At 71.6% G+C, this 26,237-nt stretch carries 16 protein-coding genes; 7 read left to right on the top strand and 9 right to left on the bottom strand.

Annotated features, from left to right (window positions below):
* Both ACKUB9_RS19480 and mutS read right to left on the bottom strand, forming a co-directional pair.
* Positions 1-5,451: a HAMP domain-containing protein gene (locus ACKUB9_RS19480; protein WP_407525776.1), complete on the bottom strand. Its 5,451-nt coding sequence runs from the start codon at positions 5,449-5,451 to the stop codon at positions 1-3.
* Positions 5,452-5,763: 312 nt separating this feature from the next.
* A complete protein-coding gene (mutS, locus tag ACKUB9_RS19475; RefSeq protein ID WP_407525778.1) occupies positions 5,764-8,553 on the bottom strand; it encodes a DNA mismatch repair protein MutS in 2,790 nt (929 codons plus the stop codon).
* Between the two features lie 306 nt (positions 8,554-8,859).
* Between mutS and ACKUB9_RS19470 the strand changes: the two genes are divergently transcribed.
* Complete coding sequence (locus tag ACKUB9_RS19470) at positions 8,860-11,151, top strand: NADP-dependent malic enzyme (RefSeq protein WP_407525650.1); 2,292 nt, start codon at positions 8,860-8,862, stop codon at positions 11,149-11,151.
* Positions 11,152-11,418: 267 nt separating this feature from the next.
* The gene (locus ACKUB9_RS19465) at positions 11,419-11,697 is read left to right on the top strand and encodes a hypothetical protein (protein WP_407525653.1); all 279 of its coding nucleotides are present in this window, start codon (positions 11,419-11,421) and stop codon (positions 11,695-11,697) included.
* A 33-nt stretch (positions 11,698-11,730) separates the two neighbouring features.
* On the opposite strand, the gene ACKUB9_RS19460 is transcribed toward ACKUB9_RS19465, so the two are convergent.
* From ACKUB9_RS19460 to ACKUB9_RS19445, 4 genes are all read right to left on the bottom strand, one after another.
* Positions 11,731-12,879 carry an acyl-CoA dehydrogenase family protein gene (locus ACKUB9_RS19460; protein WP_407525656.1) on the bottom strand — a complete coding sequence of 383 codons (1,149 nt, stop codon included), beginning with the start codon at positions 12,877-12,879 and terminating at the stop codon, positions 11,731-11,733.
* A 212-nt stretch (positions 12,880-13,091) separates the two neighbouring features.
* Positions 13,092-14,300 carry a pimeloyl-CoA dehydrogenase large subunit gene (gene pimC, locus ACKUB9_RS19455; protein WP_407525659.1) on the bottom strand — a complete coding sequence of 403 codons (1,209 nt, stop codon included), beginning with the start codon at positions 14,298-14,300 and terminating at the stop codon, positions 13,092-13,094.
* Positions 14,301-14,357: 57 nt separating this feature from the next.
* Positions 14,358-16,433, bottom strand: coding sequence for a 3-hydroxyacyl-CoA dehydrogenase NAD-binding domain-containing protein (locus ACKUB9_RS19450; protein WP_407525662.1), 2,076 nt, complete (start codon positions 16,431-16,433; stop codon positions 14,358-14,360).
* 316 nt (positions 16,434-16,749) lie between these two features.
* Positions 16,750-17,952: an acetyl-CoA C-acyltransferase gene (locus ACKUB9_RS19445; protein ID WP_407525665.1), complete on the bottom strand. Its 1,203-nt coding sequence runs from the start codon at positions 17,950-17,952 to the stop codon at positions 16,750-16,752.
* Between the two features lie 252 nt (positions 17,953-18,204).
* On the opposite strand from ACKUB9_RS19445, the gene ACKUB9_RS19440 reads away from it, so the two are divergent.
* The 3 genes from ACKUB9_RS19440 to ACKUB9_RS19430 all read left to right on the top strand — a co-directional run bounded on the left by ACKUB9_RS19440 (position 18,205) and on the right by ACKUB9_RS19430 (position 21,252).
* Complete coding sequence (locus ACKUB9_RS19440; RefSeq protein ID WP_407525668.1) at positions 18,205-18,972, top strand: SDR family oxidoreductase; 768 nt, start codon at positions 18,205-18,207, stop codon at positions 18,970-18,972.
* Positions 18,973-19,052: 80 nt separating this feature from the next.
* Entirely contained in the window at positions 19,053-20,807 is a 1,755-nt protein-coding gene (locus ACKUB9_RS19435; protein WP_407525671.1) for a class I adenylate-forming enzyme family protein, read from the top strand.
* 7 nt (positions 20,808-20,814) lie between these two features.
* Complete coding sequence (locus ACKUB9_RS19430) at positions 20,815-21,252, top strand: EamA family transporter (RefSeq protein WP_407525674.1); 438 nt, start codon at positions 20,815-20,817, stop codon at positions 21,250-21,252.
* Between the two features lie 58 nt (positions 21,253-21,310).
* Here ACKUB9_RS19430 and ACKUB9_RS19425 read toward each other — a convergent pair whose 3' ends face one another.
* The 3 genes from ACKUB9_RS19425 to ACKUB9_RS19415 form a co-directional block, all read right to left on the bottom strand.
* Positions 21,311-21,967, bottom strand: coding sequence for a DUF1345 domain-containing protein (locus ACKUB9_RS19425; protein WP_407525677.1), 657 nt, complete (start codon positions 21,965-21,967; stop codon positions 21,311-21,313).
* 125 nt (positions 21,968-22,092) lie between these two features.
* Positions 22,093-22,635, bottom strand: coding sequence for an acetolactate synthase small subunit (gene ilvN, locus ACKUB9_RS19420; protein ID WP_407525679.1), 543 nt, complete (start codon positions 22,633-22,635; stop codon positions 22,093-22,095).
* 16 nt (positions 22,636-22,651) lie between these two features.
* Positions 22,652-24,430 carry an acetolactate synthase 3 large subunit gene (locus ACKUB9_RS19415; protein WP_407525682.1) on the bottom strand — a complete coding sequence of 593 codons (1,779 nt, stop codon included), beginning with the start codon at positions 24,428-24,430 and terminating at the stop codon, positions 22,652-22,654.
* Between the two features lie 357 nt (positions 24,431-24,787).
* Between ACKUB9_RS19415 and ACKUB9_RS19410 the strand changes: the two genes are divergently transcribed.
* Positions 24,788-25,279: a chemotaxis protein CheW gene (locus tag ACKUB9_RS19410; RefSeq protein ID WP_407525685.1), complete on the top strand. Its 492-nt coding sequence runs from the start codon at positions 24,788-24,790 to the stop codon at positions 25,277-25,279.
* 10 nt (positions 25,280-25,289) lie between these two features.
* On the top strand, positions 25,290-26,237 hold a 948-nt coding region (locus ACKUB9_RS19405; protein ID WP_410825870.1), incomplete at its 3' end, for a CheR family methyltransferase.

Genomic DNA, 26,237 nt, shown 5'->3' with positions numbered 1-26,237 from the left:
TCAGCGGTGGAGCCAGAGCCGCAGCGCCGAGAGCAGCTGCTCGGTGTTGACCGGCTTGGCGAGGTAGTCTGAGGCGCCCGCCTCCAGGCATTTTTCGCGGTCGCCCTTCATGGCCTTGGCGGTCAGCGCCACGATCGGCAGGCGGCGGAAGGCGGGGTTGGCGCGGATCACCTGCATGGTCTCGTAGCCGTCCATCTCCGGCATCATGATGTCCATGAGCACGATGGCGACGTCGGTGCGGCCCTCGATGATCGAGATCGCCTCGCGCCCCGTCGTGGCGGTGAGGACCCGCATGCCGCGGCGCTCCAGAACGCTCGACAGGGCGAAGATGTTGCGCGCATCGTCGTCGACCAGGAGCACCGTGCGCCCGACCAGATCCTCGTCCGAGCGGTGCAGGCGCTCCAGCATGCGCTGCTTCTCGGGCGGCAGGTCGGCCACCACCCGGTGCAGGAACAGGGCCGTCTCGTCGAGCAGCCGCTCGGGCGATTCCACGCCCTTGACCACGACGCTGCGCGCCATGGCGTGCAGCGCGGCATCCTCGTCGGGCGAGAGGGCGCGGCCGGTGAACACCACCACCGGCAGGTCGGCGAGCTGCGCGTCGGCGCGGAGGCGCTCCAGCACCGAGAAGCCCGACATGTCGGGCAGCTTGAGGTCGAGGACGACGCAATCCACCGGGCTGTCGTGCAGGGTCGCCAGCGCCTCCTCGCCGCTCTCGGCCGTGAGGATGTCGACGTCCTCGTGCCCGAGCAGCGCCGCGATGCCCAGGCGCTCGGCCGGATTGTCCTCCACGATGAGGAGGCGCCGCCGCCGCGGCTCGGAAAAGGTCTTGATGCGCCGCAGCGCCGAGCCGAGGTCGTCCGGCGTCGTCGGCTTCGACAGGTACGCGAAGGCCCCGCGGGCGAGCCCGTGGTGGCGGTCCTCGTCGAGCGTCACGATCTGCACCGGGATGTGCCGGGTGGCCGGGTCCTGCTTGAGGTGGCTCAGCACGGTCCAGCCCAGCATGTCGGGCAGGAAGACGTCGAGGGACACGGCGGTGGGCCGGTAGCGGCGCGCGAGCGCCAGCGCGTCGGCGCCGCGGCCCGCCGCCAGCACCTTGAACCCCGTGTCGCGGGCGAGCTGCATCAGCACCCGGGCGTAGTGGGGGTCGTCCTCGACGACGAGCAGCACCGCGTCGCCGGGCTCCAGGGCCTCGCGGTCGTCGACCGCGGTCTCGACCGGCGAGGTCCACTCGGTGTTGCGCGCGAACAGCGGGGGCGCCACCGGGACCGGGTCGGCGAGCGGCGCCACCGCGGGGGGCGCGTGGCTGGTGGCGCCCACGTAGGTCAGCGGCAGGTAGAGCGTGAAGGTGCTGCCCACGCCCGAGGCGCTGCGCAGCTGGATCTCGCCGCCGAGCAGGTTGGCGAGTTCGCGGCTGATGGCGAGGCCGAGACCCGTGCCGCCGTACTTGCGGCTCGTGCCCGCATCCGCCTGCTGGAACGCCTCGAAGATGATCCGCTGCTTCTCGGGCGGGATGCCGATGCCGGTATCCGCGACCTCGAAGGCGACCACCGCCGGCGCGCTCCCGAGGGTCGGGTGGTCGGCGCTCCAGCCGGACGTGGCGGGCGCCACCCGCAGGCGCACCCCGCCCTGTGCGGTGAACTTGAAGGCGTTCGACAGGAGGTTCTTGAGGACCTGCTGCAGGCGCTTGGAATCGGTGATGAAGGTGCCGAGTTCGGGCGCCACCTCCACGTCGAAGGACAGGTGGCGGTTCTCCGCCTCGTGCCGGAACGGCCGGGCGGTGGCGGCGAGCAGGTTGGAGAAACTGATCTCCTCGGCCTCGACCGAAACCGTGCCGGATTCGATCTTCGACAGATCGAGGATGTCGCTGATGAGGTTCAACAGGTCGGTGCCCGCGCCGTGGATCGTGCGGGCGAACTCCACCTGCCGCTCGGAGAGGTTGCCGTCCGGGTTGTCGCTGAGTTGCTGGCCGAGGATCAGGATGGAGTTGAGCGGCGTGCGCAGCTCGTGGCTCATGTTGGCCAGGAACTCGGACTTGTACTTGGAGGTGAGCGCCAGCTCGGCGGCTTTTTCCTCCAGCGCCCGGCGCGCCTGCTCGATCTCCTGGTTCTTGGCCTCGACCTCGTCGTTGCGGTCGGCGAGCTGCTGGGCCTTCTGCTCCAGCTGCTCGTTGGTCTGCTGCAATTCGCGCTGGCGGGTCTGGAGCTCGCCCGCGAGCTCCTGGGACTGCGTGAGCAGCCCTTCGGTCTGCATCGTCGCCTCGATGGAGTTGAGCACGATGCCGATGCCGGTGGTGAGCTGTTCGAGGAACGAGATCTGCAGTTCCGTGAAGGACCGGAGCGAGGCGAGTTCGATCACCGCCTTCACCTGCCCCTCGAACAGCACCGGGAGCACGATGGCGGTGCGCGGCACCGCCTTGAACAGGCCCGAGACCACCGGCGCCGCGGTCGGTGGCAGTTCGGTGATGAGCATGCGGCGCGCGTCGCGCGCGCATTGCCCGATCAGCCCCTCGCCCACCGCGAGCCGCTCCTTGTGGCCGATGATGGCGTCGTCCGCGTAGGCCGAGAGGAGCCGCAGGGATGTCGGCCCCGCCTCCCCGCCCTTGACCCGGTAGATCACGCCCTGGTGCGCCTCGACGAGGGGCGCCAGCTCCGAGAGCAGCGTGCGCCCGACCGTGGCGAGGTCGCGCTGGCCCTGGAGCATGTTGGTGAAGCGGGCGAGGTTCGTCTTCAGCCAGTCCTGCTCGGTGTTGCGCTCCGTCGTGAGACGGAGGTTGCCGATCATGGTGTTGATGTTGTCCTTGAGCTCCGCCACCTCGCCGCGGGCCTCGACCTGGATCGAGCGGGTCAGGTCGCCCTTGGTCACCGCGGTGGCCACCTCCGCGATGGCGCGCACCTGGGTCGTGAGGTTCGCGGCCAGCAGGTTCACGTTGCCGGTGAGGTCCTTCCACGTCCCGGCCGCGCCCGGCACGTTGGCCTGGCCGCCGAGCCGCCCCTCGACGCCGACCTCGCGGGCGACCGTCGTCACCTGATCGGCGAAGGTCGCGAGGGTGCGGGTCATGTTGTTGATGGTCTCGGCCAAGGCCGCGACTTCGCCCTTCGAGGCCACCGTGAGGTTCTGGGTCAGGTCGCCGTCCGCCACGGCGGTGACGACCTTCACGATGCCGCGCACCTGCTCGGTGAGGTTCGCCGCCATCACGTTCACGGTGTCGGTGAGGTCCTTCCAGGTTCCCGCCACGCCCGGCACCTGCGCCTGACCGCCGAGCTTGCCCTCGGTGCCGACCTCGCGCGCCACCCGCGTCACCTCGCCCGCGAAGGCGTTGAGCTGGTCCACCATCGTGTTGATGGTGTTCTTCAGTTCCAGCATCTCGCCCTTCACGTCGACGGCGATCTTGCGCGAGAGGTCGCCGCGGGCCACCGCCGTCGTCACCTCCGCGATGTTGCGCACCTGGGCCGTGAGGTTGCCGGCCATGGAGTTCACGTTGTCGGTGAGATCCTTCCACGTGCCCGCCACGCCCGGCACCTGCGCCTGGCCGCCGAGCTTGCCCTCGGTGCCGACCTCGCGCGCCACGCGCGTCACCTCGGAGGCGAAGCGGTTGAGCTGGTCGACCATCGTGTTGAGGGTCTCCTTCAGCTCCAGGATCTCGCCGCGCACGTCGACCGTGATCTTTCGCGAGAGGTCGCCGTTGGCGATGGCCGTGGAGACCTCCGCGATGTTGCGCACCTGGGCCGTGAGGTTGCCGGCCATGGAGTTCACGTTGTCGGTGAGGTCCTTCCACGTGCCCGCCACGCCCGGCACCTGCGCTTGGCCGCCGAGGCGCCCCTCGGTGCCGACCTCGCGCGCCACCCGCGTCACCTCGCCCGCGAAGGAGCGCAGCTGATCGACCATCGTGTTGATGGTCTCCTTGAGCTGCAGGATCTCGCCCGAGACGTTGACGGTGATCTTCTTCGACAGGTCGCCCTGCGCCACCGCGGTGGCGACCTCGGCGATGTTGCGCACCTGGGCCGTCAGGTTCGAGGCCATCGAGTTCACGTTGTCGGTGAGGTCGCCCCAGGTGCCGGCGACGCCGCGCACCGTGGCCTGCCCGCCGAGCTTGCCCTCGGTGCCGACCTCGCGCGCCACGCGCGTCACCTCGGACGCGAAGGCGTTGAGCTGGTCCACCATCGTGTTGATGGTCTCCTTCAGCTCCAAAATCTCGCCCGAGACGTTGACGGTGATCTTCTTCGACAGGTCCCCGCTGGCGATGGCGGTCGAGACCTCGGCGATGTTGCGCACCTGGGCCGTCAGGTTCGAGGCCATCGAGTTCACGTTGTCGGTGAGGTCCTTCCACGTGCCCGCGGCCCCGGGCACCTGGGCCTGACCGCCGAGGCGCCCCTCGGTGCCGACCTCGCGCGCCACGCGCGTCACCTCCCCGGCGAAGGCGTTGAGCTGGTCCACCATCGTGTTGATGGTGTTCTTGAGCTCCAGGATCTCGCCCGAGACGTCGACCGTGATTTTTCGCGAAAGATCGCCGCGGGCCACCGCCGTCGTCACCTGGGCGATGTTGCGCACCTGGGCGGTGAGGTTGCCGCACATGGCGTTGACCGAGTCGGTGAGGTCCTTCCACGTCCCGGCGACCCCCGGCACGATCGCCTGACCGCCGAGCTGCCCCTCGGTGCCGACCTCGCGGGCCACGCGCGTCACCTCGGAGGCGAAGGAGCGCAGCTGGTCCACCATCGTGTTGATGGCTTCCTTGAGCTGCAGGATCTCGCCGCGCACGTCGACGGTGATCTTCTTCGACAGGTCGCCGTTCGCGACCGCGATCGTCACCTCCGAGATGTTGCGCACCTGGGCGGTGAGATTCGAGGCCATCGAGTTGACGCTCTCGGTGAGGTCCTTCCAGACCCCCGTCACCTCGCGCACCTGGGCCTGGCCCCCGAGCTTGCCGTCGGTGCCGACCTCGCGGGCCACGCGCGTCACCTCCGAGGTGAACACGCTGAGCTGCTTGATCATCGCGTTGACGATGGTGGCCGAGCGCAGGAACTCGCCCTGGAGCGCCCGCCCGTCCACGTCGAGGGGCACGGTCTGCAGCAGGTCGCCGCGGGCCACCGCGGTGATCGTGCGGGTCACCGTGGTGGTCGGCCACAGGAGGTCGTCGATCAGGGTGTTGACGGAGCCCTCCATCTCCCCCCAGGCGCCCTGGGTGAGGTCGAAGCGCACGCGGGTGCGGGTGCGCCCCTCGCGCCCCACCACCTGGCCCACCCGCTCCAGCTGACCGGCCATGCGCTCGTTGGCGGCCACGATCTCGTTGAAGGTGTCGGCGACCTTGCCGGCACGGCCCGTGAGGTTGCCCGGCAGCCGCACGCTGAAATTCCCGGCCCGCATCGCCTGGAGCGCGCCGAGGAGCTGGTCGAGATCGAGGTCGTGCGGAGCGCCGGCCTCGGGCGCCCGCGGAAAGAGGGCGGCCTCCGCCATGCCGGTCTCCTCGACGCCGCGCCGCGCAGCGCTGCCTTCCGGCTCCATGACCGACCTCCCCCGCAGTATGGCCGCCGCGACCATATCCGGGGCGCCGGAAAAGGTCTAACGCCCGTGCGGACTTGGGCGTGTAAATCGGGCACGTGACACGATGAGGAAGCCCGGGCCAGCCGGGCATCCGCGCAGCACCGGTCCGGCCGCGGCGGGCGACCGTTGCGCCGGGCCGGGAGGGATGCCGTGCACCCCCTCGGGTCTCGCGATGCAGGGCGTCGACCTCCCCGGCCTGGGCGGCCGGCGCGGCGGCGGTGACCGCTACTCCGCCATCCGCGCCGCCTTGAGCCGGTAGAGCGCGTCCAGTGCCTCGCGCGGCGTGAGGTCGTCGGGATCGAGGCCGTCGAGGAGGTCGCGCAACGCGTCCGCCTTGGGAGCCGGCGGCGGGGGCGGAGGCGGGGGGGCGGCCGCGAAGAGCGGCAGCTCCGCCACGGGGGCGCGGCGGCGTCCGCCCTCGCCCCGCTCCAGATCGGCCAGCAGCACCTTGGCACGCGCGATGACCGCGGCCGGGAGCCCGGCGAGCCGCGCCACCTGGAGGCCGTAGGAGCGGTCGGCCGCTCCCGGCACCACCTCGTGCAGGAAGACCACGTCCCCCTTCCACTCGGTGACCTTCAGGGTGGCGTTCGAGAGCCGCTCCAGGCGCTGGGCGAGCCCGGTCAGCTCGTGGAAATGGGTGGCGAACAGCGCCCGGCAGCCCGTGACCTCGTGCAGGTGCTCCAGGCAGGCCCAGGCGATCGAGAGCCCGTCGAAGGTGGCGGTGCCCCGGCCGATCTCGTCGAGGACCACGAGCGAGCGGCGGCTCGCCTGGTTCAGGATCGCGGCGGTCTCCACCATCTCGACCATGAAGGTCGAGTGGCCGCGCGCGAGGTCGTCGGCGGCGCCGACCCGCGAGAAGAGCCGGTCGACGAGGCCGAGATGGGCGGAGCGCGCCGGCACGAAGGCGCCCATCTGGGCGAGCACCGCGATCAGCGCGTTCTGGCGCAGGAAAGTCGACTTGCCGCCCATGTTCGGGCCGGTCACGACCAGGATGCGGCCGGCCTCACGGCCGGTGCCGGCCTGGCGGCCGGTGCCGGCCTCACGCCCGGGGCCGGCCTCCGTGCCCGACAGGTCGCAGCCGTTGGCGATGAACGGCTCGCCCGCGCGCCTGAGGGCCGCCTCGACCACCGGGTGGCGGGCGCCCTCGACCCGGAAGGCGAGGCTCTCGTCGAGGACGGGCCGGGTCCAGTCGAGTTCGACCGCGAGGTCCGCGTGCGAGGCCGCCACGTCGAGGGCCGCGAGCGCGGTCGCGGCGGCGGTGATCGCCTCGGCCTCAGCCATCACGGCGGCGGACAGCGCCTCGAACACCTCCAGTTCGAGGGCGAGCGCCCGCTCGGCGGCGCCCGCGATGCGCGATTCCAGCTCGCCGAGTTCCAGGCTGGTGAAGCGCATCGCGTCCACCATGGTCTGGCGGTGCACGAAGGTCTCGCGCCAGGGGTCCTTCAGCAGGGTCTCGCCGACCGCCTGGGGCACCTCGATGTAGTAGCCGAGCAGGTTGTTGTGCTTGATGCGCAGGGTCCGGCAGCCGGTCTCGCCCGCGTAGCGGGTCTGGAGGCCGGCGACGAAGCGGCGGGAATCGCTCTGGAGCGCGCGCGCCTCGTCGAGTTCCGTGCGGTAGCCCTCGCGCACGAAGCCGCCGTCCCGCTTGAGCAGCGGCAGCTCGTCGGCGAGCGCGGCCGAAAGCGCGTCCACGAGGCCGTCGCCCACCGTGGCGAGCAGCCGGGCGGCCTTGCCGATCTCGCCCGGCAATGCGCCCGCGCCGGCGAGCCGCGTCGCGAGGCTGCGGGCCGCCTCCAGCCCGTCGCGCAGGGCCGCGAGGTCGCGCGGCCCCGCCCGGTTGAGGCCGATGCGCGACAGCGCCCGCGCCATGTCGGGCGCCCGCGCGAGGTCCGCCCGCAGCTCCGCCCGCAGGCTCCCCTCGGCCACGAGGAACGCCACCGCGTCGTGGCGGCGGCGGATCAGCGCGAGGTCGGTGGAGGGGCCGGCGAGCCGCTCGGCCAGGAGCCGCGCCCCGGCGGCGCCCACCGTGCGGTCGATGGCGGCGAGCAGGCTCCCGGCCCGCTCGCCCTGGAGCGTGCGGGTGAGTTCGAGGTTGGTGCGCGTCGCCGCGTCGATGAGCAGGGTGGCGCCCGCATCCTGCCGGGCGGGCGGGCTGAGCGGCACCTTCGCGCCGAGCTGCGTGCGGGCGATGTAGTGCAGCACCGTGCCGGCCGCCGCGATCTCGGTGCGGCTGAAGGCGCCGAAGCCCTCCAGGGTGGCGACGCCGAACTGCTCCTTGAGCGCCCGCTCGGCGGAGGCCGGGTCGGCCTCCCCGCGCCCGAGCGGCGTCACCGCCGCCGGTCCGTCGCGCCACAGCCGGGCGAGGTCGGGATCGGCGTGGATCGCCTCCGCCATCACGATCTCGCGGGGATCGAGCCGGGCGATCTCGGCGGCGAGCCCCGCCCCCTCCGCCTCGCTCACCGTGAAGCGGCCGGTGGAGATGTCGACCGCGGCGAGCCCGTAGGTCCAGCCGCCGTCCGGCGCGCGCCGCCGCGCCAGCGCGACGAGCAGGTTGGCGCGGGCCGGGTCGAGGAGGCGCTCCTCCGTGATGGTGCCCGGGGTGACGAGGCGCACCACCTCGCGGCGCACCACCGATTTCGAGCCGCGCTTGCGCGCCTCCGCCGGATCCTCGGTCTGCTCGCAGACCGCGACCCGGTGGCCGAGCGCGATCAGGCGCTGGAGGTAGTCGTCCGCCCGCTCCACCGGCACGCCGCACATCGGGATGTCGGCGCCCGCGTGCTTGCCGCGCTTCGTCAGCACGATCCCGAGCGCCCGCGAGGCCACCTCGGCATCCTCGAAGAACAGCTCGTAGAAATCGCCCATCCGGTAGAACAGGAGCGAGCCCGGATTGGCGGCCTTGATCTCGATGTACTGCGCCATCATGGGCGAGGCCGCCGCCTCGCGAGACGCCGCTGCCTCCCGCGGGGCCTGGGCCTCCCGCGGCGCTTCGGGCGCGGCGCGGCGGGCGCGCGGCATCGGGGCCTCGTCGGCCGGCTCGCAGGGCTCGTCGCGCAGGCGCCGGCCGGGATCGCTGTCCATCGTCATCGGACCCGAGCCTATCAAAGTCGTAGCCCCGTTCCAGGCGGCGTCCGCGTTCTCCCCGGGGATGATGGGGATGGCGCGGGCGCGCCGGGAGCGCGGCGGATCGCGGCAGGCCGTGCGCGGGCGAGCATCGTCCGAGGGCCGTCCGGGAACGCGCCGCGGGCGGCTTGAGCCCTGGCCCCCGCGGGCCTATGGGACATTTCCCATCGTCATCCGACTAAAGGCCAAGAAGGTTCCGGCATGAGCGAGTCCCGCCCCGTCCCGCGCCGCACGCGTCCGACCTTCACGGATCAGGAGGCCCTGCAGTTCCACGCGCAGGGGCGCCCCGGCAAGCTCGAAGTGGTCGCCACGAAGCCGATGGCCACCCAGCGCGACCTCTCGCTGGCCTACTCGCCCGGCGTCGCCGTGCCGGTGCTCGCCATCGCGGAGGATCCGGCGCTCGCCTTCGACTACACGGCCAAGGGCAACCTCGTCGGCGTGGTCTCGAACGGCACCGCGATCCTCGGGCTCGGCAACCGCGGGGCGCTGGCCTCCAAGCCGGTGATGGAGGGCAAGGCGGTCCTGTTCAAGCGCTTCGCCGACATCGACGCCTTCGACCTCGAAGTCGGCACCGAGGATCCGGACGCGGTGATCAACTGCGTGCGCTACCTCGGCCCCACCTTCGGGGGCATCAACCTCGAAGACATCAAGGCCCCCGAGTGCTTCATCATCGAGGAGCGCCTGCGGGAATTGATGGACATCCCGGTCTTCCACGACGACCAGCACGGCACCGCGATCATCGCGGCGGCGGGCGTGATCAACGCGCTCCACCTCACCGGCCGCGACATCGCGCAGGCGCGGCTGGTGGTGAACGGCGCGGGCGCGGCCGGCATCGCCAGCATCGAGCTCCTGAAGGCGATGGGGTTCGGGGCCCGGAACGTGATCCTGTGCGACACCAAGGGCGTCGTCCACGCCGGCCGCACCGAGGGCATGAACCAGTGGAAGTCCGCCCACGCGGTGGCGACCTCCCGGCGCACCCTCGCGGAGGCGATCGAGGGCGCCGACATCGTGTTCGGCCTCTCGGTCAAGGGCGCCTTCACCCCTGAGATGATCCGCTCGATGGCGCCCCAGCCGATCATCTTCGCGATGGCCAACCCCGATCCCGAGATCACCGTCGAGGAGGTGGGGCAGGTGCGCGACGACGCCATCGTGGCGACCGGGCGCTCGGACTACCCCAACCAAGTCAACAACGTGCTGGGCTTCCCCTACATCTTCCGCGGCGCGCTCGACGTGCGCGCGACCACGATCAACATGGAGATGAAGATCGCGGCCGCCCAGGCGCTCGCCGCGCTCGCCCGCGAGGACGTGCCGGACGAGGTGGCGGCGGCCTACCAGGGCACGCGCCCGCGCTTCGGGCGCGAGTACATCATCCCGGTGCCGTTCGACCCGCGCCTGATCCACACCATTCCGCCGGCCGTCGCCAAGGCGGCGATGGACACGGGCGTGGCGCGCAAGCCCATTCCGGTCATGGAGCGCTACCGGGCGCAGCTCTCGGCCCGGCGCGACCCCGTGGCCGGCACCCTCAACCGCATCTTCGAGCGCGTGCGCCGCTTCCCCAAGCGCGTCGTCTTCGCGGAGGGCGAGGAGGAGGTGGTGATCCGCGCCGCGCTCTCCTTCGTCAACCAGGGGCTCGGCACCGCGATCCTGGTCGGGCGCGAGGACCGGGTGCTGGCCAATGCCGAGGCCGCCGGCATCGATCTCGCGGGCCGCGACAACATCGAGATCCACAACGCCGCGAAGTCGGACCGCAACGCGATCTACGCGCAGTTCCTCTACGCGCGCATGCAGCGCAAGGGCTACCTCTTCCGCGACTGCCAGCGCCTGATCAACCAGGACCGCAACCACTTCGCGGCCTCGATGGTGGCGCTCGGCGACGCCGACGCGATGGTGACGGGCACCACCCGCAACTACTCGATCGCGCTGGAGGACGTGCGCCACGTCATCGATCCCAAGCCCGGCCACAGGGTGATCGGGATCTCGCTCTGCCTCGCCCGCGGGCGCATCGTGCTGGTGGCCGACACGGCAATCCACGAGATGCCCTCGGCCCAGGAGATCGCCTCCATCGCCATCGAGGCCGCGGGCGTCGCCCGGCGCCTCGGCTACGAGCCGCGCGTCGCGCTCCTGTCCTTCTCGACCTTCGGCCATCCCAAGGCCGAGCGCGCCGAGAAGGTGCAGGAGGCGGTCCGGATCCTCGACGGGATGCGGGTCGATTTCGAGTACGACGGCGAGATGGCGGCGGACGTCGCCCTCAACCGCGAGGTGCTGGCCCAGTATCCGTTCAGCCGCCTCAAGCAGCCCGCCAACGTGCTGGTGATGCCCGCCTTCCACTCGGCCTCGATCTCCACGAAGATGCTGCAGGAGCTCGGCGGCGCGCAGGTGCTCGGGCCGCTGATCGTCGGCCTCGACAAGCCGGTGCAGATCGTCTCGCTCGGCGCCACCGACACCGACCTCGTCAACATGGCCGCGCTGGCGGCGTTCAACATCGGCGGTTGATCCGCCAAGGTGACCGGCGCCTTGGCGCCGGCCACCTTTCTATGGTTGACGAAGCCTTAAGCTCGGCACGGCGCTGGCACGTTCCGCGGACGGCACAGGATGCCTGTTCCAACGCGGAGGGCCGGGGTGATGAGGGCGAGCCGTACAGAGACGATCCCCATCGGGCTGCCCCGATCTGAGACGCGGCCGCAGGCGCGAAGCGGACTCCACCGTTTCGCCGGGCCGCCGCGGGACGATTGGGATTGGCCGGCCCTTCAGGGCGGGGGCGTGGCGGCGGCCGAGCTGGTCGACGCCGCGCCGCGCCGCGCGCGCGTCAGGCCTGCTCCCGACTGGCCGAAGCCCCTGGTGGCCGCGGTCAAGGCCGTCGGCGGCCTGGCCGCGCTCGCCGGCGCGGCGTTCGGGCCGCCCACCTACCAGTGCCGGCAGATGCAGGAGGCCGGTCAGTTCTACTACGGCGACACGCTGCGGGCCTGCGTGCGGGCGCGGGTGGCCGAGCGCTACGCCACCGCCGAGGTTTTTCTCGCACGCACGCTCGCCCCGCGCTGAGCCGGGCGGGGGCGGCCCCCGCCCGTCGTCGCGTCAGGCCGCGATCAGCCCGCCCAGGCGCGCCACGCGCGCGAGGTGGTGGTCGGCGTCGCCGAACAGCGCGTCGATCATCGTCACCCGCTTGAAGTAGTGGCCGACGCTGTACTCCATCGTCACGCCGACGCCGCCGTGCAGCTGCACCGCGCCCTGGCCGACGATGCGGCCCGACCGCCCGATCTGCACCTTGGCGCCCGAGATCGCGCGGGTGCGCTCCCGCGCATCCTCCTCGCCGGCCATCATGGTGGCCAGGAAGGCCATCGAGCGGGCCTGTTCGAGGGCGATGAACATGTCGGCGGCCCGGTGCTGCAGCACCTGGAAGGCGCCGATGGGGGTGCCAAACTGCTTGCGGGTCTTGAGGTACTCCACCGTCAGGCGGTGCATGCGGTCCATCGCGCCGACCGCTTCCGCGCAGAGCGCCGCGATGGCCTCGTCGACCACGCGCTCGATCGCCGGGAGCGCGCCCTCCGGGGTCCCGAGCACCGCATCCGGGCCGACCCGCACGGAGGAGAGCGACACCTCCGCGGCGCGCAGCCCGTCCTGGGTCGGGTAGCCGCGGCGCGACACGCCGGCCGCATTGGCCTCCACCACGAACAGGCCGATGCCGCCGGCATCGCGGCGCGATCCGGCGGTGCGGGCCGAGACGATCAGCCGGTCGGCGCCGTCGCCGTGCAGGACCAGCGATTTCTCGCCCTCCAGGATCCAGCCCTCGCCGTCCCGGCGCGCGCTCACGCCGACATCCGCGAGGTCGTAGCGCGCCTGCCGCTCGCCGTGCGCGAACGCGTAGGTGGTCTCGCCCGCGATCAGGCCGGGCAGCCACGCGGCCCGCTGCTCGGCCGAGGCCGCGTGGCGCAGCAGGCCGCCCGCCAGCACCACGGTGGCGAGGTAGGGTTCGAGGACCAGTGCCCCCCCGAACGCCTCCATGACGATCATGGTCTCGACCGGCCCGCCGCCGATGCCGCCGTCCTCCTCCGCGAAGGGCACCGCGAGCAGGCCCTGCTCGGCGAAAGCCTGCCACATCTCGCGCGCGTAGCCGTGCGGGCCGCGCCCGTGGCGCTTGCGCGCCTCGAAGTCGTAGCGGTCGGCGAGCAGCCGCTCGACGCTGTCCTTGAGGAGGCTCTGCTCCTCGCTCAGATCGAAATCCATGACCGTCTCTTCTCCGGATTCATGTCCGAAGGATCGCCGGATACGGCGCGGGATCCCCTCTCCCGGATGGGAGAGGGGTAGGGGTGAGGGTGGAGACGGTGCAGCCGGATGACTGAACCGTGCCGCTGGCAGCTCGACCGTTCAGGCCTAGTCTGAAGCCGAGCCACCCTCACCCCTGCCCCTCTCCCACACGGGAGAGGGGATCCTTGCGCTCACAGCCCGAGGATCGCCTTCGCGATGATGTTCTTCTGGATCTCGTTCGAGCCGCCGTAGATCGAGATCTTGCGCCAGTTGAAGTAGGTCGGCGCCGCCGGACCCGCCCAGTCCGGGCCGATCGGGGGCTCGTTCGTGCCGTGCTCGGCCGCCTCGTCCTCGGGCAGGTAGGGCAGCGCGTAGGGGCCCACGACGTCGAGCAGGAGTTCGGTCGTCGCCTGCTGGATCTCCGAGCCCTTGATCTTGAGGATCGAGGAGGCGGGGTCGGGCTTGCCCTTCTCGCGGGTGCGCTCGGCGGCGACGACGCGCAGCTGCGTCATCTCCAGCGCCTTCAGCTCGATCTCGAGGGCGGCGAGTTTCTCGGCGAAGCGCGGCGTTTCGAGGAGCGGCACGTCCCCCACCCGCTCGATCGCCGCCAGCTCCTTCAGCCGCCGGATGCGCTGCTTGGAGACGCCGACCCGGGCGATGTTGGTGCGCTCGTTGCCGAGCAGGAACTTGGCGTAGTCCCAGCCCTTGTTCTCCTGCCCGACGCGGTTCTCCACCGGCACCCGCACGTCATCGAAGAAGACCTCGTTGACCTCGTGGCCGCCGTCGAGCGTCTGGATCGGCCGCACCGTGATGCCGGGCGTCTTCATGTCGATGAGCAGGAAGGTGATGCCCTCCTGCTTCTTCACGCTGGAATCGGTGCGCACGAGGCAGAAGATCCAGTCGGCGTGCTGGGCGAGCGTGGTCCAGGTCTTCTGGCCGTTGACCACGTAGGTGTCGCCGTCCCGCACCGCCTTGGTCTTGAGCGAGGCGAGGTCCGAGCCCGCGCCCGGCTCCGAAAAGCCCTGGCACCACCAATCGTCGAGGTTGGCGATGCGGGGCAGGAAGCGCTGCTTCTGCTCCTCGGAGCCGAACTGCGCGATCACCGGCCCGACCATGTAGACGCCGAACTGCAGCGGCGAGGGCGCCGGGAAGCTCTGCAGCTCATCGAGGAAGATGTACTGGCGCACCGGATCCCAGCCCGTGCCGCCCCATTCGACGGGCCAGTTCGGCACCGCCCAGCCCTTCTGGTTGAGGATCCGCTGCCAGGTGACGATGTCCTGCTTCGACGGGTGGTGCCCGTCGACCATCTTCCGGCGGATCTCTTCCGGCAGGTTCTCCTTGAAGAAGCCGCGCACCTCCTCGCGGAAGGCCCGCTCCTCGGGGGTGAAACGAAGGTCCATTGAGAGCCCTCCCTGGTTGGTCTTCCCTCTCCCGCACGGGAGAGGGGATGCTGCCCGCTACAGATCCTTGAAGCCCTTGCCCTCGGCCGCCAGCCGCTCCAGCAGGGGCGAGGGCCGGAAGGCGTCGCCGTACTCCGCCTCGTAGGCGCGCAGCCGCTCCAGCACCGTCGGCAGCCCGATCCCGTCGGCCCAGAACATCGGGCCGCCGCGGTAGACCGGCCAGCCGTAGCCGTTGATCCACACGATATCGATGTCGGAGGCGCGGATCGCCTTGCCCTCGTCGAGGATCTTCGCGCCCTCGTTGACCATCGGGAAAAGGCAGCGCTCCAGGATCTCGCGGTCGGTGGCGGGTTTCTGGCGCACGCCCTGCCGGTCCGCGACCGTGGCGATGATCTTCTCGGTGACGGGCGACGGCGTGGCGTTGCGCTTGGCGTCGTAGTCGTAGAAACCCGCGCCCGTCTTCTGGCCGCGGCGGTCCTGCTCGCAGAGGAGGTCGCGCACGGTCTCGGACTTGTTCGTCTCCCGGCTCCAGCCGATGTCGAGGCCCGCGAGGTCGCTCATCGCGAAGGGCCCCATCGGCAGGCCGAATGCGTGGATCACCCGGTCCACGTCCCAGGGCTTCACGCCCTCGAGGATCAGGCGGTTCGCCTCGCGCTGGCGCTGGGCGAGCATGCGGTTGCCCACGAAGCCGTGGCAGACGCCGACCAGGACCGCGATCTTGCCGATCCGCCGGCCGATCTGCATGGCGGTGGCGATGACGTCCTTCTCGGTCTTTTCCCCGCGCACGACCTCGAGCAGGCGCATCACGTTGGCGGGCGAGAAGAAGTGCAGGCCGATCACGTCGCCGGGGCGTCCCGTGGCGGCGGCGATCGCGTCGATGTCGAGGTAGGAGGTATTGGAGGCGAGGATCGCGCCGGGCTTGGCGATGCGGTCGAGCCGGGAGAAGATCTCCTTCTTGATGGCCATGTCCTCGAACACCGCCTCGATGATCAGGTCGCACTCCTTTAGCGCGTCGAGGTCGAGCGTGTCCGTCAGAAGGCCCATGCGGGTCTCGACGTCCTCGGGACGCAGCCGGCCCTTCCTGGCCGTGTTCTCGTAGTTGGTGCGGATGGTCTTGAGGCCGCGGTCCAGGGCCTCGCGCTTCGTCTCCACGATGGTGACGGGCAGGCCGGCGTTGAGGAAGTTCATGGCGATGCCGCCGCCCATCGTGCCGGCGCCGATGATGCCGACCCTGGCGACCGGGCGGGCGGGCGTGGACTCGGGCACGTCCGGGATCTTGGCGGTCTGGCGCTCGGCGAAGAAGACGTAGCGCTGCGCCGCCGATTGCTCGCCCGAGACGAGCTTCTGGAACTGTTCGCGCTCGAAGGCGAGGCCCTGCTCGAAGGGCAGCCGGCAGGCGGCCTCGACGCAGGCGATGCAGGCCTCGGGCGCCTCGAAGCCGCGCATCTTGCGGGCGTTCTCCTTCCGGAACGCGTCGAACAGGCCCGGATCGTCCCGGCCCTCCGCGATCCGGTCCTGGCGGTCGCGGATTTTGGTGAGAGGGCGCCCCTCCGCCGCCACGCGCTCCGCGAAGGCGACCGCGTGGGCGCGCAAGGAATCCTCGGGGGCGAGCTCGTCGATCAGCCCCATCGCGGCCGCCTGCTTGGCGCCGATCGGGGCGCCGCCGACGATCACCTCCAGGGCTTGGCGCGGGCCGACGATGCGCGGCAGGCGCTGCGTGCCGCCGGCCCCCGGCAGGATGCCGAGCTTGACCTCCGGCAGGCCGACCTTCGCGGAGGGCACCGCCACCCGGTAGTGGCAGGCGAGTGCCGTCTCCAGGCCGCCGCCGAGCGCGTTGCCGTGGATCGCCGCGACCACGGGCTTGCCCACCGCCTCGATGCGGTTGAGGAGGTCGGGCAGGCTGAGGCCGCTCTGCGGCTTGCCGAACTCGGTGATGTCGGCGCCGGCCGAGAACATCCGCCCGCCGCCGATCAGCACGATCGCGGCGACGGCCGGATCGGCCTCCGCCCTCTCGACCGCCGCCCGGATTCCCTCGCGCAGGGCGGAGCCGAGCGCGTTCACCGGGGGCGATTGCAGCGTCAGGACCGCGACGCTGCCCTCGCGGCTCTCGGAGACGGGGGTAGCTTCAGTCATCGCGCGTGCTCCTCCGGGGTGCATCCGTACAGGTCTAGGGCCGAGGCCGATCGCGGGAAGCGCGGGATCCCCTCTCCCGTGCGGGAGAGGGGTATGGCGATCGAAGATCCCGCGTGAGGGTTCAGGTGACGCCGCAGTGAAATGCTGAGGGTGGTGAGGGGAGCGGAAGAGTTCAGGATCAGGCACGAGGCGTGGTGCTGGTAGCCGATACCGTCGCGTCTTCCTGCTGCCCTCTCCCGGGACCCTCACCCCTACCCCTCTCCCGCACGGGAGAGGGGGTGCTGCCCGCGCTTGATCCTGGCCGGCCCCGCCTCTCTCAATAGATCTCGAACAGCCCGGCCGCGCCCATGCCGCCGCCGACGCACATGGTGACGACGCCGTACTTGGCGCCGCGGCGGCGGCCTTCGAGCAGGATGTGGCCGGTCATGCGTGCGCCCGACATGCCGTAGGGATGCCCGATCGAGATCGCGCCGCCGTCGACGTTGAGGCGCTCGTCCGGGATGCCGAGCTTGTCGCGGCAGTAGAGCACCTGGCAGGCGAAGGCCTCGTTGAGCTCCCAGAGGTCGATGTCGTCCACGCTCAGGCCGTGCTGCTTCAGGAGCTTGGGCACGGCGAAGACCGGGCCGATGCCCATCTCGTCCGGGTCGCAGCCCGCCACCGCCATGCCCCGGTAGGCGCCGAGCGGCTGCAGCCCGCGCCGCTCGGCCTCGCGGGCCTCCATCAGCACGCTGGCCGAGGCCCCGTCCGAGAGCTGGCTGGCATTGCCGGCGGTGATGAAGCGCCCCTCCTTCACCCGCTGGCCGTCCTTGAACACGGGCTTGAGCGCCGCGAGGTCGTCGAGGCGCGTCTGCGGCCGGTTGCCCTCGTCCTGCGACAAGGTGATCTCACGCGAGGAGGTCTCGCCCGTCGCCTTGTCGGTGACGCTCATCCGGGTCGTGAGGGTGGCGATCTCCTCGGCGAAGCGCCCGGCCTCCTGCGCGGCCGCCGTCCGCTGCTGCGAGGAGAGCGCGTAGGCGTCCTGCGCCTCGCGGGAGATGCCGTAGCGGTCCGCCACCGTCTCGGCGGTCTCCAGCATCGTCATGTAGAGGGCGGGCAGGCGCTCCACGAGCCAGGGATCGGCGCCGCGGAAGCGGTTCATCTTGTCGTTCTGCACGAGCGAGATCGATTCGAGGCCCCCGCCCACCGCCACGTCGAGCCCGTCGGCCACGATCTCCTTGGCGGCGGTGGCGATGGCCATCAGCCCCGAGGCGCATTGCCGGTCGAGGCTCATGCCCGCCACGCTCGGGGGCAGGCCCGCCCGCATCGCCGCCTGCCGGGCGATGTTCGAGCCGGTGGAGCCCTGCTGAAGGGCCGCGCCCATCACCACGTCGCCGACCTCGGCCGGATCGATGCCGGCGCGCTTGACCGCCTCCGCGATGGCGTGGCCGCCGAGCGCCTGGGCCTGGGTGTCGTTGAAGGCGCCCCGGTAGGCCTTGCCGATGGGCGTGCGCGCGGTGGCGACGATGACGGCTTCCCGCATCTCCAGTCTCCTCCTGCCCGGGGGCCGCACGGGCGGCCGGACCGGGCTTTGGCTCACTTATCGAGGATCGGGTATGGCGCCGCAAGGCCCAAAACCGTGGGCGTGCGCCCTCGGCATCCCTCCCCGGCCGCCGCGTTTTCGAAAGGGCGGCTTGCTTAATCGCCATAGAGAGCTAAGGTCCGGCCAAAACGCAAGGGCTTTTGCGCGCGTGGCCCCTGCGCGAGAGCCTGTCGCCACGATGGAGGAGCGCCGGTGACGCTGTTCGATCTCTCCGGCCGGGTCGCGATCGTGACCGGCTCGTCGCGCGGCATCGGCCGCGCCATCGCCGAGCGCCTGGCCGAGCACGGGGCACGGGTCGTGGTGTCCTCGCGCAAGGAGGAGGGCTGCCGGGCCGTGGCCGACGCGATCAACGCGCGCCACGGCGAGGAGCGGGCGATCGTGGTGCCGGCCAGCATCTCCGCCAAGGCGGATCTGGAGCGCCTCGCGCGCACCACCGAGGCGCGCTTCGGCCGCATCGACGTGGTGGTCTGCAACGCCGCCTCGAACCCCTATTACGGCCCGATGAGCGGGATCAGCGACGAGCAGTTCCGCAAGATCCTCGACAACAACGTGATCGCCAGCCACTGGCTGATCGGCTTCGCCGTCCCGGGCATGATCGCGCGGCGCGACGGGTCGATCATCCTCGTGTCGTCGGTGGGCGGCCTGAAGGGCTCCGGGGTGATCGGTGCCTACAACGTCTCGAAGGCCGCCGATTTCCAGCTCGCCCGCAACCTCGCGGTCGAACTCGGGCCCCACAACGTGCGCGTCAACTGCATCGCCCCGGGCCTCGTCCAGACCGATTTCGCGCGTGCGCTGTGGGAGAACCCGGAGAGCCGCGCCGCCTACACGGCCCGCACGCCGCTCGCCCGCATCGGACAGCCCGACGAGATCGCGGGCGCCGCGGTCTTCCTGGCGAGCCCGGCGGGCTCCTTCATGACCGGCCAGAGCATCGTCATCGACGGCGGCCAGACGATTACCTGAGCCTCGCACCCGAGCCCTTGCCCCCGAGCTTTGCCCCCGAGCCCCGCCCGGACCCGAACGCCCCCGTCCCGAGGCCGCCGATGACCGAGACCGCCGCCCTCCCGGATTCCCCTCTCCCGGACTCCGCTCTTCCGGAAAACTGGCCCGCCCTGTCCTTCGCCGAGGCGACCGCGCGGCTGACCGCGCCGGGCGCCCCCTTCGCGGTCGGCGAGGCGATGATCCGGGGCGTGCCGACCCGGGTCTGGAGCGAGGCGCCGCCGACGCTGCGCGACATCTTCCTGGCCGGGCGGCGGTACGGCGAAAAAACCTTTTTGGTCTTCGAGGACGACCGGGCGAGCTACGAGGCTTTCGCGCGCGCCGCGCTCACGCTCACCCAGGACCTGATCCGCGGCGGCGTGCGGCCGGGCGACCGGGTCGCCATCGCCATGCGCAACCTGCCCGAATGGCCGGTCGCGCTCTTCGCCACCCTGCTGGCGGGCGCGATCGCCGCCCCGCTCAACGCGTGGTGGACCGGGCCGGAGCTCGACTACGCGCTCAACGATTGCGGGGCCGCGGTGGCGATCGTCGATGAGGAGCGCTTCGCGCGCCTCGCGGAGCGGCGCGCCGCCTGCCCGGCGCTCACCCGGGTGCTGGTCGCCCGCGCGGCGCCGCCGGGAGCCGAGAGCCTCGACGCGATCATCGGCCCGGTCGCCGCCTGGGCCGGCCTGCCGGACGCGCCGGTGCCCGACCTGCCCCTCGCGCCGGACGACGTCGCGACCCTGTTCTACACCTCCGGCACCACCGGCCGGCCGAAGGGCGCCATCGGCACCCACCGCGCCGGCGCCTGCGGGGTGATGGCCCATCCCTACTCGCAGGCGCGCGCCTTCGTGCGGCGCGGCGAGCCGGTGCCGGTCCCGGCCCCGGGCGCGCCCCAGAAGGCGTCCCTGGTGGCGATCCCGTTCTTCCACGTCACCGGCTGCTTCGCCACGCTGATCCCCGCCCTGTGGCGGGGCTCCCGGCTGGTCCTGATGCGGCGCTGGGACGTGGCGCAGGCGATGGCGCTGATCGCGCGCGAGCGCTGCACCACCGCGGGGGGCGTGCCGACCATCGCCTGGCAGCTCCTGGAGGGACGGGCCGCCGACACGCACGACCTCTCGTCGCTGGAGGTCGTCACCTACGGCGGCGCCCCCGCCCCGGCCGAGTTGGTGCGCCGCCTGCGGGCCGCCTTCCCGCACGCCCAGCCCTCCACCGGCTGGGGCATGACCGAGACCTCCGGCACCTTCACGCACCATCAGGCCGAGGATTACCTCAACCGCCCCGACAGCTGCGGCCCGCCCCTGCCGGTCTGCGAGGCGCGCATCGCCGGCCCGGACGGGCGCGACCTCCCCCCGGGCGAGGTCGGCGAACTGCACGTGAAGGGGCCGAACGTGGTGGCGGGCTACTGGAACCGCCCCGCGGACACCGAGGCCGCCTTCCGGGACGGCTGGCTCGCGACCGGCGACCTCGCCCGGATGGATCCCGAGGGCTTCATCACCATCGTCGACCGCGCCCGCGACATGCTGATCCGCGGCGGCGAAAATATCTATTGCTGCGAGGTCGAGAACGCCCTGCACGAGCACCCGGCGGTGGTGGATGCCGCCGTGGTGGCGATCCCGCATCCGACACTCGGCGAGGAGCCGGGCGCCGTGGTGGCGCTGGCGCGCGGGCAGGACACCTCGGAGGAGGAGCTGCGCGGGTTCGTGGCCGCGCGGCTCGCGGCCTTCAAGGTGCCGGTGCGCATCCTGTTCCACGACGAGATCCTGCCGCGCAACCCGAACGGCAAGATCCTCAAGAGCGAATTGCGCAAGCTGTTCTGAGGGGCGGATGCGGGGGTTCTTCCTGAGCTGGCAGGCCTGGGCGCTCGCCTCGGCCGCCTTCGCGGCGCTCACCGCGATCTTCGCCAAGGTCGGGGTCGACGGGGTCGGGGCCGACTTCGCCACCTTCGTGCGCACGCTGGTGATCGTGGCGGTGCTGGGCGCGCTCCTCACGGCCGGCGGCCAGTGGCAGGCGCCCGGATCGGTCCCGGGCCGGTACTGGCTCTTCCTGGTCCTCTCGGGCCTCGCGACCGGCGGCTCGTGGCTGTGCTACTTCCGGGCGCTCAAGCTCGGCGAGGCGGCCCGGGTCGCGCCGCTCGACAAGCTCAGCGTGGTGCTGGTCGCGGTGTTCGGGGTGCTCTTTCTCGGCGAGCGGCTCTCCGGCCTCAACTGGCTCGGCGTCGGGCTGATCGCGCTGGGCGCCGTGCTGGTCGCCGTGAAGGGATGAGACTCATGCGCCGAAGGGGTCACCGGTTCGGCGGTCAACATGATGCGGGATCGGTGCCTCAGCGCTGCACGAAGCCGGCCGCCATGTTGACCGCGAGCGCCAGCACGCTGGTGTTGAAGAAGTAGGCGTAGACCGTCTGCACGGTGGCGACCCGCCGCATGGTCTTGGCGGTGATGTCGGTGTCGGAGGTCTGCGAGGTCGCCCCGATCGTCACCGAGAAGTAGACGAAGTCCCAGAAATCCGGCGCGGGGTCGCCGTTGAAGTCGAGCCCGCCGCGGCTGCGTCCCGTCTCGTCCTCGCCGTAGTAGAGGTGGGCGTAGTGGATGGCGAAGATCACCTGCACGAAGGCCCAGGCGCAGACCAGGGTCATGACCGCGAGGGCGATGTGGGGGATGCGGTAGGCGTCGTGCTCCTGCTGGTCGAACACCAGCATCGCCACCGCCACGCAGCTCGCCGCCGCGGCGAGCAGCGCGAAGAGCGACACCACGAGCGCACTGTCGTCGAGGCGCGAGGCTTCCCGGCGCAGCTCGTCCTGCGTCTGCCGCCCCGTCAGCCAGACCACGAGGGCGACGTAGCCCGCCACGCCGAGGCACCACCCCGCCATCAGCCGCGTCCAGATGGACTCGAACGGCAGCACGGTGCTCAGCAGGAGCACGAGGACGGCCATGGCCAGCAGCCGCGGGCGCATCCAGAACGCCAGGAGCGGGTTCGTCATCGTCGCCAAAGAAGCGCCCCGCGGGGCGCGGGGCGGGAAGCGGCGCGAGCCTTAGCACCATTCGCCGCAGCGGCCACCGGTCCGGCGCCGTGCGCCGGCTCGGGGGCTGTGGCGGCAGGCCCGCCTCACATCGGCTCGGGACCGCGCCCCATCGCGGCGATGCCGGTGCGGGAGATCTCCACGAGGCCGATGGCCGACATCAGCTTGACGAAACGGTCGATCTCCTCGGTCGAGCCGGTCAGCTCGAACACGAAGGAGGTGAGCGTCGCGTCGAGCGTGCGCGCCCCGAAGGCGGCGGCGAGCCGCATCGCCTCGACCCGGTGCTCGCCCCGCCCCGCCACCTTCACGAGGCACAGTTCGCGCTCCAGCGAGTCCCCCTGCAGCGTCAGGTCGACGACGCGGTGCACCGGCACCAGCCGGTCGAGCTGCGCCTTGATCTGGTCGATCACCGCGTTCGTGCCCGTGGTGACGATGGTGATGCGCGAGAGGTGCCGCGCGTGCTCCGTCTCGGAGACCGTCAGGCTCTCGATGTTGTAGCCGCGGCCGGAGAACAGCCCGGCGATGCGCGCGAGCACGCCGGGCTCGTTGTCGACGATCACCGCGAGCGTGTGGCGGTTGACCGGCTCGACCCGGACGGGGTCGGGGTAGTGCGTGTTCATGGCGTTCATCGTATCCCCCGAGCCCCTAGACCAGGACCTTGCCTTCCTCGCCGATCACCGAACCGAGCTCCGCCCCGGTCTCGCCCAGGTAATCCGACAGGAGCATCTCGTTGTGCGCCTTGCCGGAGGGGATCATCGGGAAGCAGTTCTCGGTCTTGTCGACGATGCAGTCGAAGATCACCGGGCCGTCGTAGTCCAGCATCTCCTGGATCGCCGCGTCGAGGTCGCCGGGTTTTTCGCAGCGGATGCCCTTGGCGCCGTAGGCCTCGGCGAGCTTCACGAAGTCCGGCAGGCTCTCCGAGTAGCTCTGCGAGTAGCGCGAGCCGTGCAGCAGCTCCTGCCACTGCCGCACCATGCCCATGTACTCGTTGTTGAGGATGAAGATCTTGACCGGCAGGCGGTACTGCACGGCGGTCGACATCTCCTGCATGTTCATCAGGATCGAGGCCTCGCCCGCGATGTCGATCACCAGCGCGCCCGGATGGGCGAGCTGCGCGCCGATCGCGGCCGGCAGGCCGTAGCCCATCGTGCCGAGCCCGCCGGACGTCATCCAGCGGTTCGGGTCCTCGAACTTGTAGTACTGGGCCGCCCACATCTGGTGCTGGCCGACCTCCGTGGTGACGTAGGTCTCGCGGCCCTTGGTCGCCTCGTAGAGGCGCTGCACCGCGTATTGCGGCTTGATGGTGGTGCCGGACGGCCAGTAGCCCAGGCACTCGCGCGCCTTCCAGCCGGTGATCTTCGACAGCCACTCGGTGAGCCGCGCCGTATCGGGCTCGGGCGTGATCGCCCGCCACTCCCGCAGCATCTCGCCGAGCACGGAGGCGCAGTCGCCGATGATGCCGATATCGGCCTTGACGGTCTTGTTGATCGAGGAGGCGTCGATGTCGACGTGGATCTTCTTGGAGAAGGGCGAGAAGGCGTCGAGCCGGCCGGTGATGCGGTCGTCGAACCGCGCCCCGATGCAGACCATCACGTCGCACTCGTGCATCGCGAGGTTCGCCTCGTAGGTCCCGTGCATGCCGAGCATGCCGAGGAACTGCGGGTCCGAGCCCGGATAGGCGCCCAGCCCCATCAGCGTCGAGGTGACCGGGAAGCCCGTGGCGCGGGCGAGTTCCCGCAGCAGCCGCGAAGCCTCCGGCCCCGAATTGATGACGCCGCCGCCGGTGTAGAAGACGGGGCGCCGCGCGCCCGCCATCAGGGCCACCGCCGCCCGGATCCTGTCCGGGTCGCCGTGGATGGTCGGCCGGTAGGTCTTGTGGGCGTTTTCCACCGGGCGCCGGTAGAGGCCGCTGGCGAACTGCACGTCCTTGGGCAGGTCGATGACGACGGGGCCGGGCCGCCCGTGCGAGGCGACGTAAAAAGCCTCGTGCAGGATGCGCGGCAGATCGTCGATCGACTTCACGAGGTAGTTGTGCTTCGTGCAGCTGCGCGTGATGCCGACCGTGTCGCATTCCTGGAACGCGTCGGAGCCGATCAGGTGGGTCGGCACCTGGCCGGTGATGCAGACGAGCGGGATCGAGTCGAGGAGCGCGTCGGTGAGGCCCGTGACGATGTTGGTGGCGCCGGGACCCGAGGTCACGAGGACGCAGCCGACCTTGCCGGAGGAGCGGGCGTAGCCCTCGGCGGCATGCACCGCCCCCTGCTCGTGGCGCACCAGGATGTGGCGGACGCCGTCTTGGTGAAACAGCGCGTCGTAGATCGGCAGCACCGCGCCGCCCGGATAGCCGAACAGCGTGTCGACGCCCTGATCCTGCAGCGCCCGGATCACCATCTCGGCACCGGTCATCACCTCGCCCGCACTCATCGCCTGCTCCCTTCCCTGTCCCTGTCCGCCGCGCCGGGTCCGTTCGGGCAATAAAAAAGGGTCCCGAAGGACCCTGCATGCGCCACCGAGGGGCTCACGAGCTGTCTCAAGCCCGCCCCGTCCGTGGCGCCTCCCTTACAATAAGACCCGCGCGCATGTCGCGATGCACCTGCCTCTGGAAAAGTGGCGCGGACCGTACGCGGGCGGGGGCGGCCGGTCAACCGGTTTCAAGAGCGCCGGCTTCGACTTTCGGCGCAGCCGGCATGGCCCGGTTGGGAATTCGCCGCCGGGGGCCTATCTGGCGCGCAGAACACCGCGCCGGACCGGCGCGCGGGACCTTTCGGAGCCGGGGGCGTGATGGCGGGGGCGACGGCCCATCTGGTGGTCGATGTGGCCGGGACGGCCTGCGCCGTGCCGGGCGCGGCCGTGGACGAGATCCTGCCCCTGCCCCGCCTGTGGCGCCCGCCCGGCGGGCCGGCGGCGCTCGCGGGCTACTTCAACCTCGGCGGCCGGGCGGTGCCGGTGCTCGACCTCGCGGTGCTGTTCGGCCTCGCGCGGCCGGCACCTTCGCGCCGGATGGTCTACCGCCACCTCCTGCTGATGGCCGGGCCGGCGCCGCTCGCGCTCCTCGTCGACCGCGCCGCCGACCTCGTGCAGGTTGCGCCCGAGGCGATGACGCCGGTGGCGGACGGCGCCACGCTGAACGGCTGCGTGACGCACGAGATCCGCCTCGGGGATCGTCTGCTGCACGGCTTGAGCCCGGAGCGCATCCTGCTCGCCGAGGAGCGGGCGCGCCTCGACGCCCAGACCCGCGCGGCCCAGGACCGCCTCGCCGAGTGGGCGGCGTGACGGGGCCGGCGTGAGAGCCCCATCCGCGGCCCCGATCCACGACCCGGCCTTCGCGGCGCTGAAGGCGGCGGTCGTCGCGCGCACGGGCCACCACTACTACGCCGACAAGGACGACCTGCTCTGGGAGCGGCTGCGCGCGCGCCTGCGGGCGGCGGCGGCCCCGGACGCCGCCGCCTACCTCGCCCGGCTGAACGGCTCGGAGGAGGAATGGGCTGCGCTCGAAGCCGAGATCACCATCGGCGAGACCTTCTTCTTCCGCTACGCGGAGCAGTTCGCCGCCCTGCGGGCGACGATCCTGCCCGAGCGGATCGCCGCCCGGGCGGAGGACAGGCGCCTGCGCGTCTGGAGCGCGGCCTGCTCCACCGGCCCGGAGACCTACTCGCTCGCCATCCTGCTGCACGAACTCCTCGGCGAGCGGCTGCCGGACTGGCGCATCGCGCTCACCGGCACCGACATCAACCGCGACGTGCTGGCGACGGCGCGCCGGGCCGAGTACGGCGCCTGGGCGCTGCGCAGCCTCTCGCCCCAGGAGCGGGCGCGCTACTTCCGCCGCGGCGCGCGGGAAAATACCTGGGTGCTGCGCCCCGAATACCGCGGGCTCGCCCGGTTCGAGCCGCAGAACCTGCTCCACCTCGTGGACGGCACCGCATCGCTGGCGCTCACCGACTACGACGTCATCCTGTGCCGCAACGTCCTGATCTACTTCCACCCCGACACCGTGACGGCGGTGGTGCGGGCGCTCGCCGCCCGCCTGCGGCCCGGGGGCTGGCTGCTGCTCGGCCACGCGGAGCCGAACCCCTCCTTCTCCGAGATCCTCGACCCCGTGAGCCTGCCGGGGACCGCCGCCTACCGCCGGCCGCCGGAGGAGAGGGCGAGCGAGCCGGTCCCCGCGGCCCCGCCCCCGCCCGATCCGGCCGCCCCGGCCCCGCCTCCCACCCGTCGGGCGCCCATCCGGGCG

Source organism: Methylobacterium oryzisoli, assembly GCF_046557895.1.
GTDB lineage: Bacteria > Pseudomonadota > Alphaproteobacteria > Rhizobiales > Beijerinckiaceae > Methylobacterium > Methylobacterium oryzisoli.
Note: the sequence above shows the minus strand (reverse complement) of the source record. Positions and strands in the feature narration are given on the sequence as shown.

Bases quoted from the DNA above. Each gene is read 5' to 3' on its own strand.
- ACKUB9_RS19480 (WP_407525776.1), bottom strand. From the start codon at position 5,451: ATGGCGGAGGCCGCCCTCTTTCCGCGGGCGCCCGAGGCCGGCGCTCCG.
- mutS (WP_407525778.1), bottom strand. From the start codon at position 8,553: ATGCCGCGCGCCCGCCGCGCCGCGCCCGAAGCGCCGCGGGAGGCCCAG.
- ACKUB9_RS19470 (WP_407525650.1), top strand. From the start codon at position 8,860: ATGAGCGAGTCCCGCCCCGTCCCGCGCCGCACGCGTCCGACCTTCACG.
- ACKUB9_RS19460 (WP_407525656.1), bottom strand. From the start codon at position 12,879: ATGGATTTCGATCTGAGCGAGGAGCAGAGCCTCCTCAAGGACAGCGTC.
- pimC (WP_407525659.1), bottom strand. From the start codon at position 14,300: ATGGACCTTCGTTTCACCCCCGAGGAGCGGGCCTTCCGCGAGGAGGTG.
- ACKUB9_RS19450 (WP_407525662.1), bottom strand. From the start codon at position 16,433: ATGACTGAAGCTACCCCCGTCTCCGAGAGCCGCGAGGGCAGCGTCGCG.
- ACKUB9_RS19445 (WP_407525665.1), bottom strand. From the start codon at position 17,952: ATGCGGGAAGCCGTCATCGTCGCCACCGCGCGCACGCCCATCGGCAAG.
- ACKUB9_RS19435 (WP_407525671.1), top strand. From the start codon at position 19,053: ATGACCGAGACCGCCGCCCTCCCGGATTCCCCTCTCCCGGACTCCGCT.
- ACKUB9_RS19430 (WP_407525674.1), top strand. From the start codon at position 20,815: ATGCGGGGGTTCTTCCTGAGCTGGCAGGCCTGGGCGCTCGCCTCGGCC.
- ACKUB9_RS19425 (WP_407525677.1), bottom strand. From the start codon at position 21,967: ATGACGAACCCGCTCCTGGCGTTCTGGATGCGCCCGCGGCTGCTGGCC.
- ilvN (WP_407525679.1), bottom strand. From the start codon at position 22,635: ATGAACGCCATGAACACGCACTACCCCGACCCCGTCCGGGTCGAGCCG.
- ACKUB9_RS19415 (WP_407525682.1), bottom strand. From the start codon at position 24,430: ATGAGTGCGGGCGAGGTGATGACCGGTGCCGAGATGGTGATCCGGGCG.
- ACKUB9_RS19410 (WP_407525685.1), top strand. From the start codon at position 24,788: ATGGCGGGGGCGACGGCCCATCTGGTGGTCGATGTGGCCGGGACGGCC.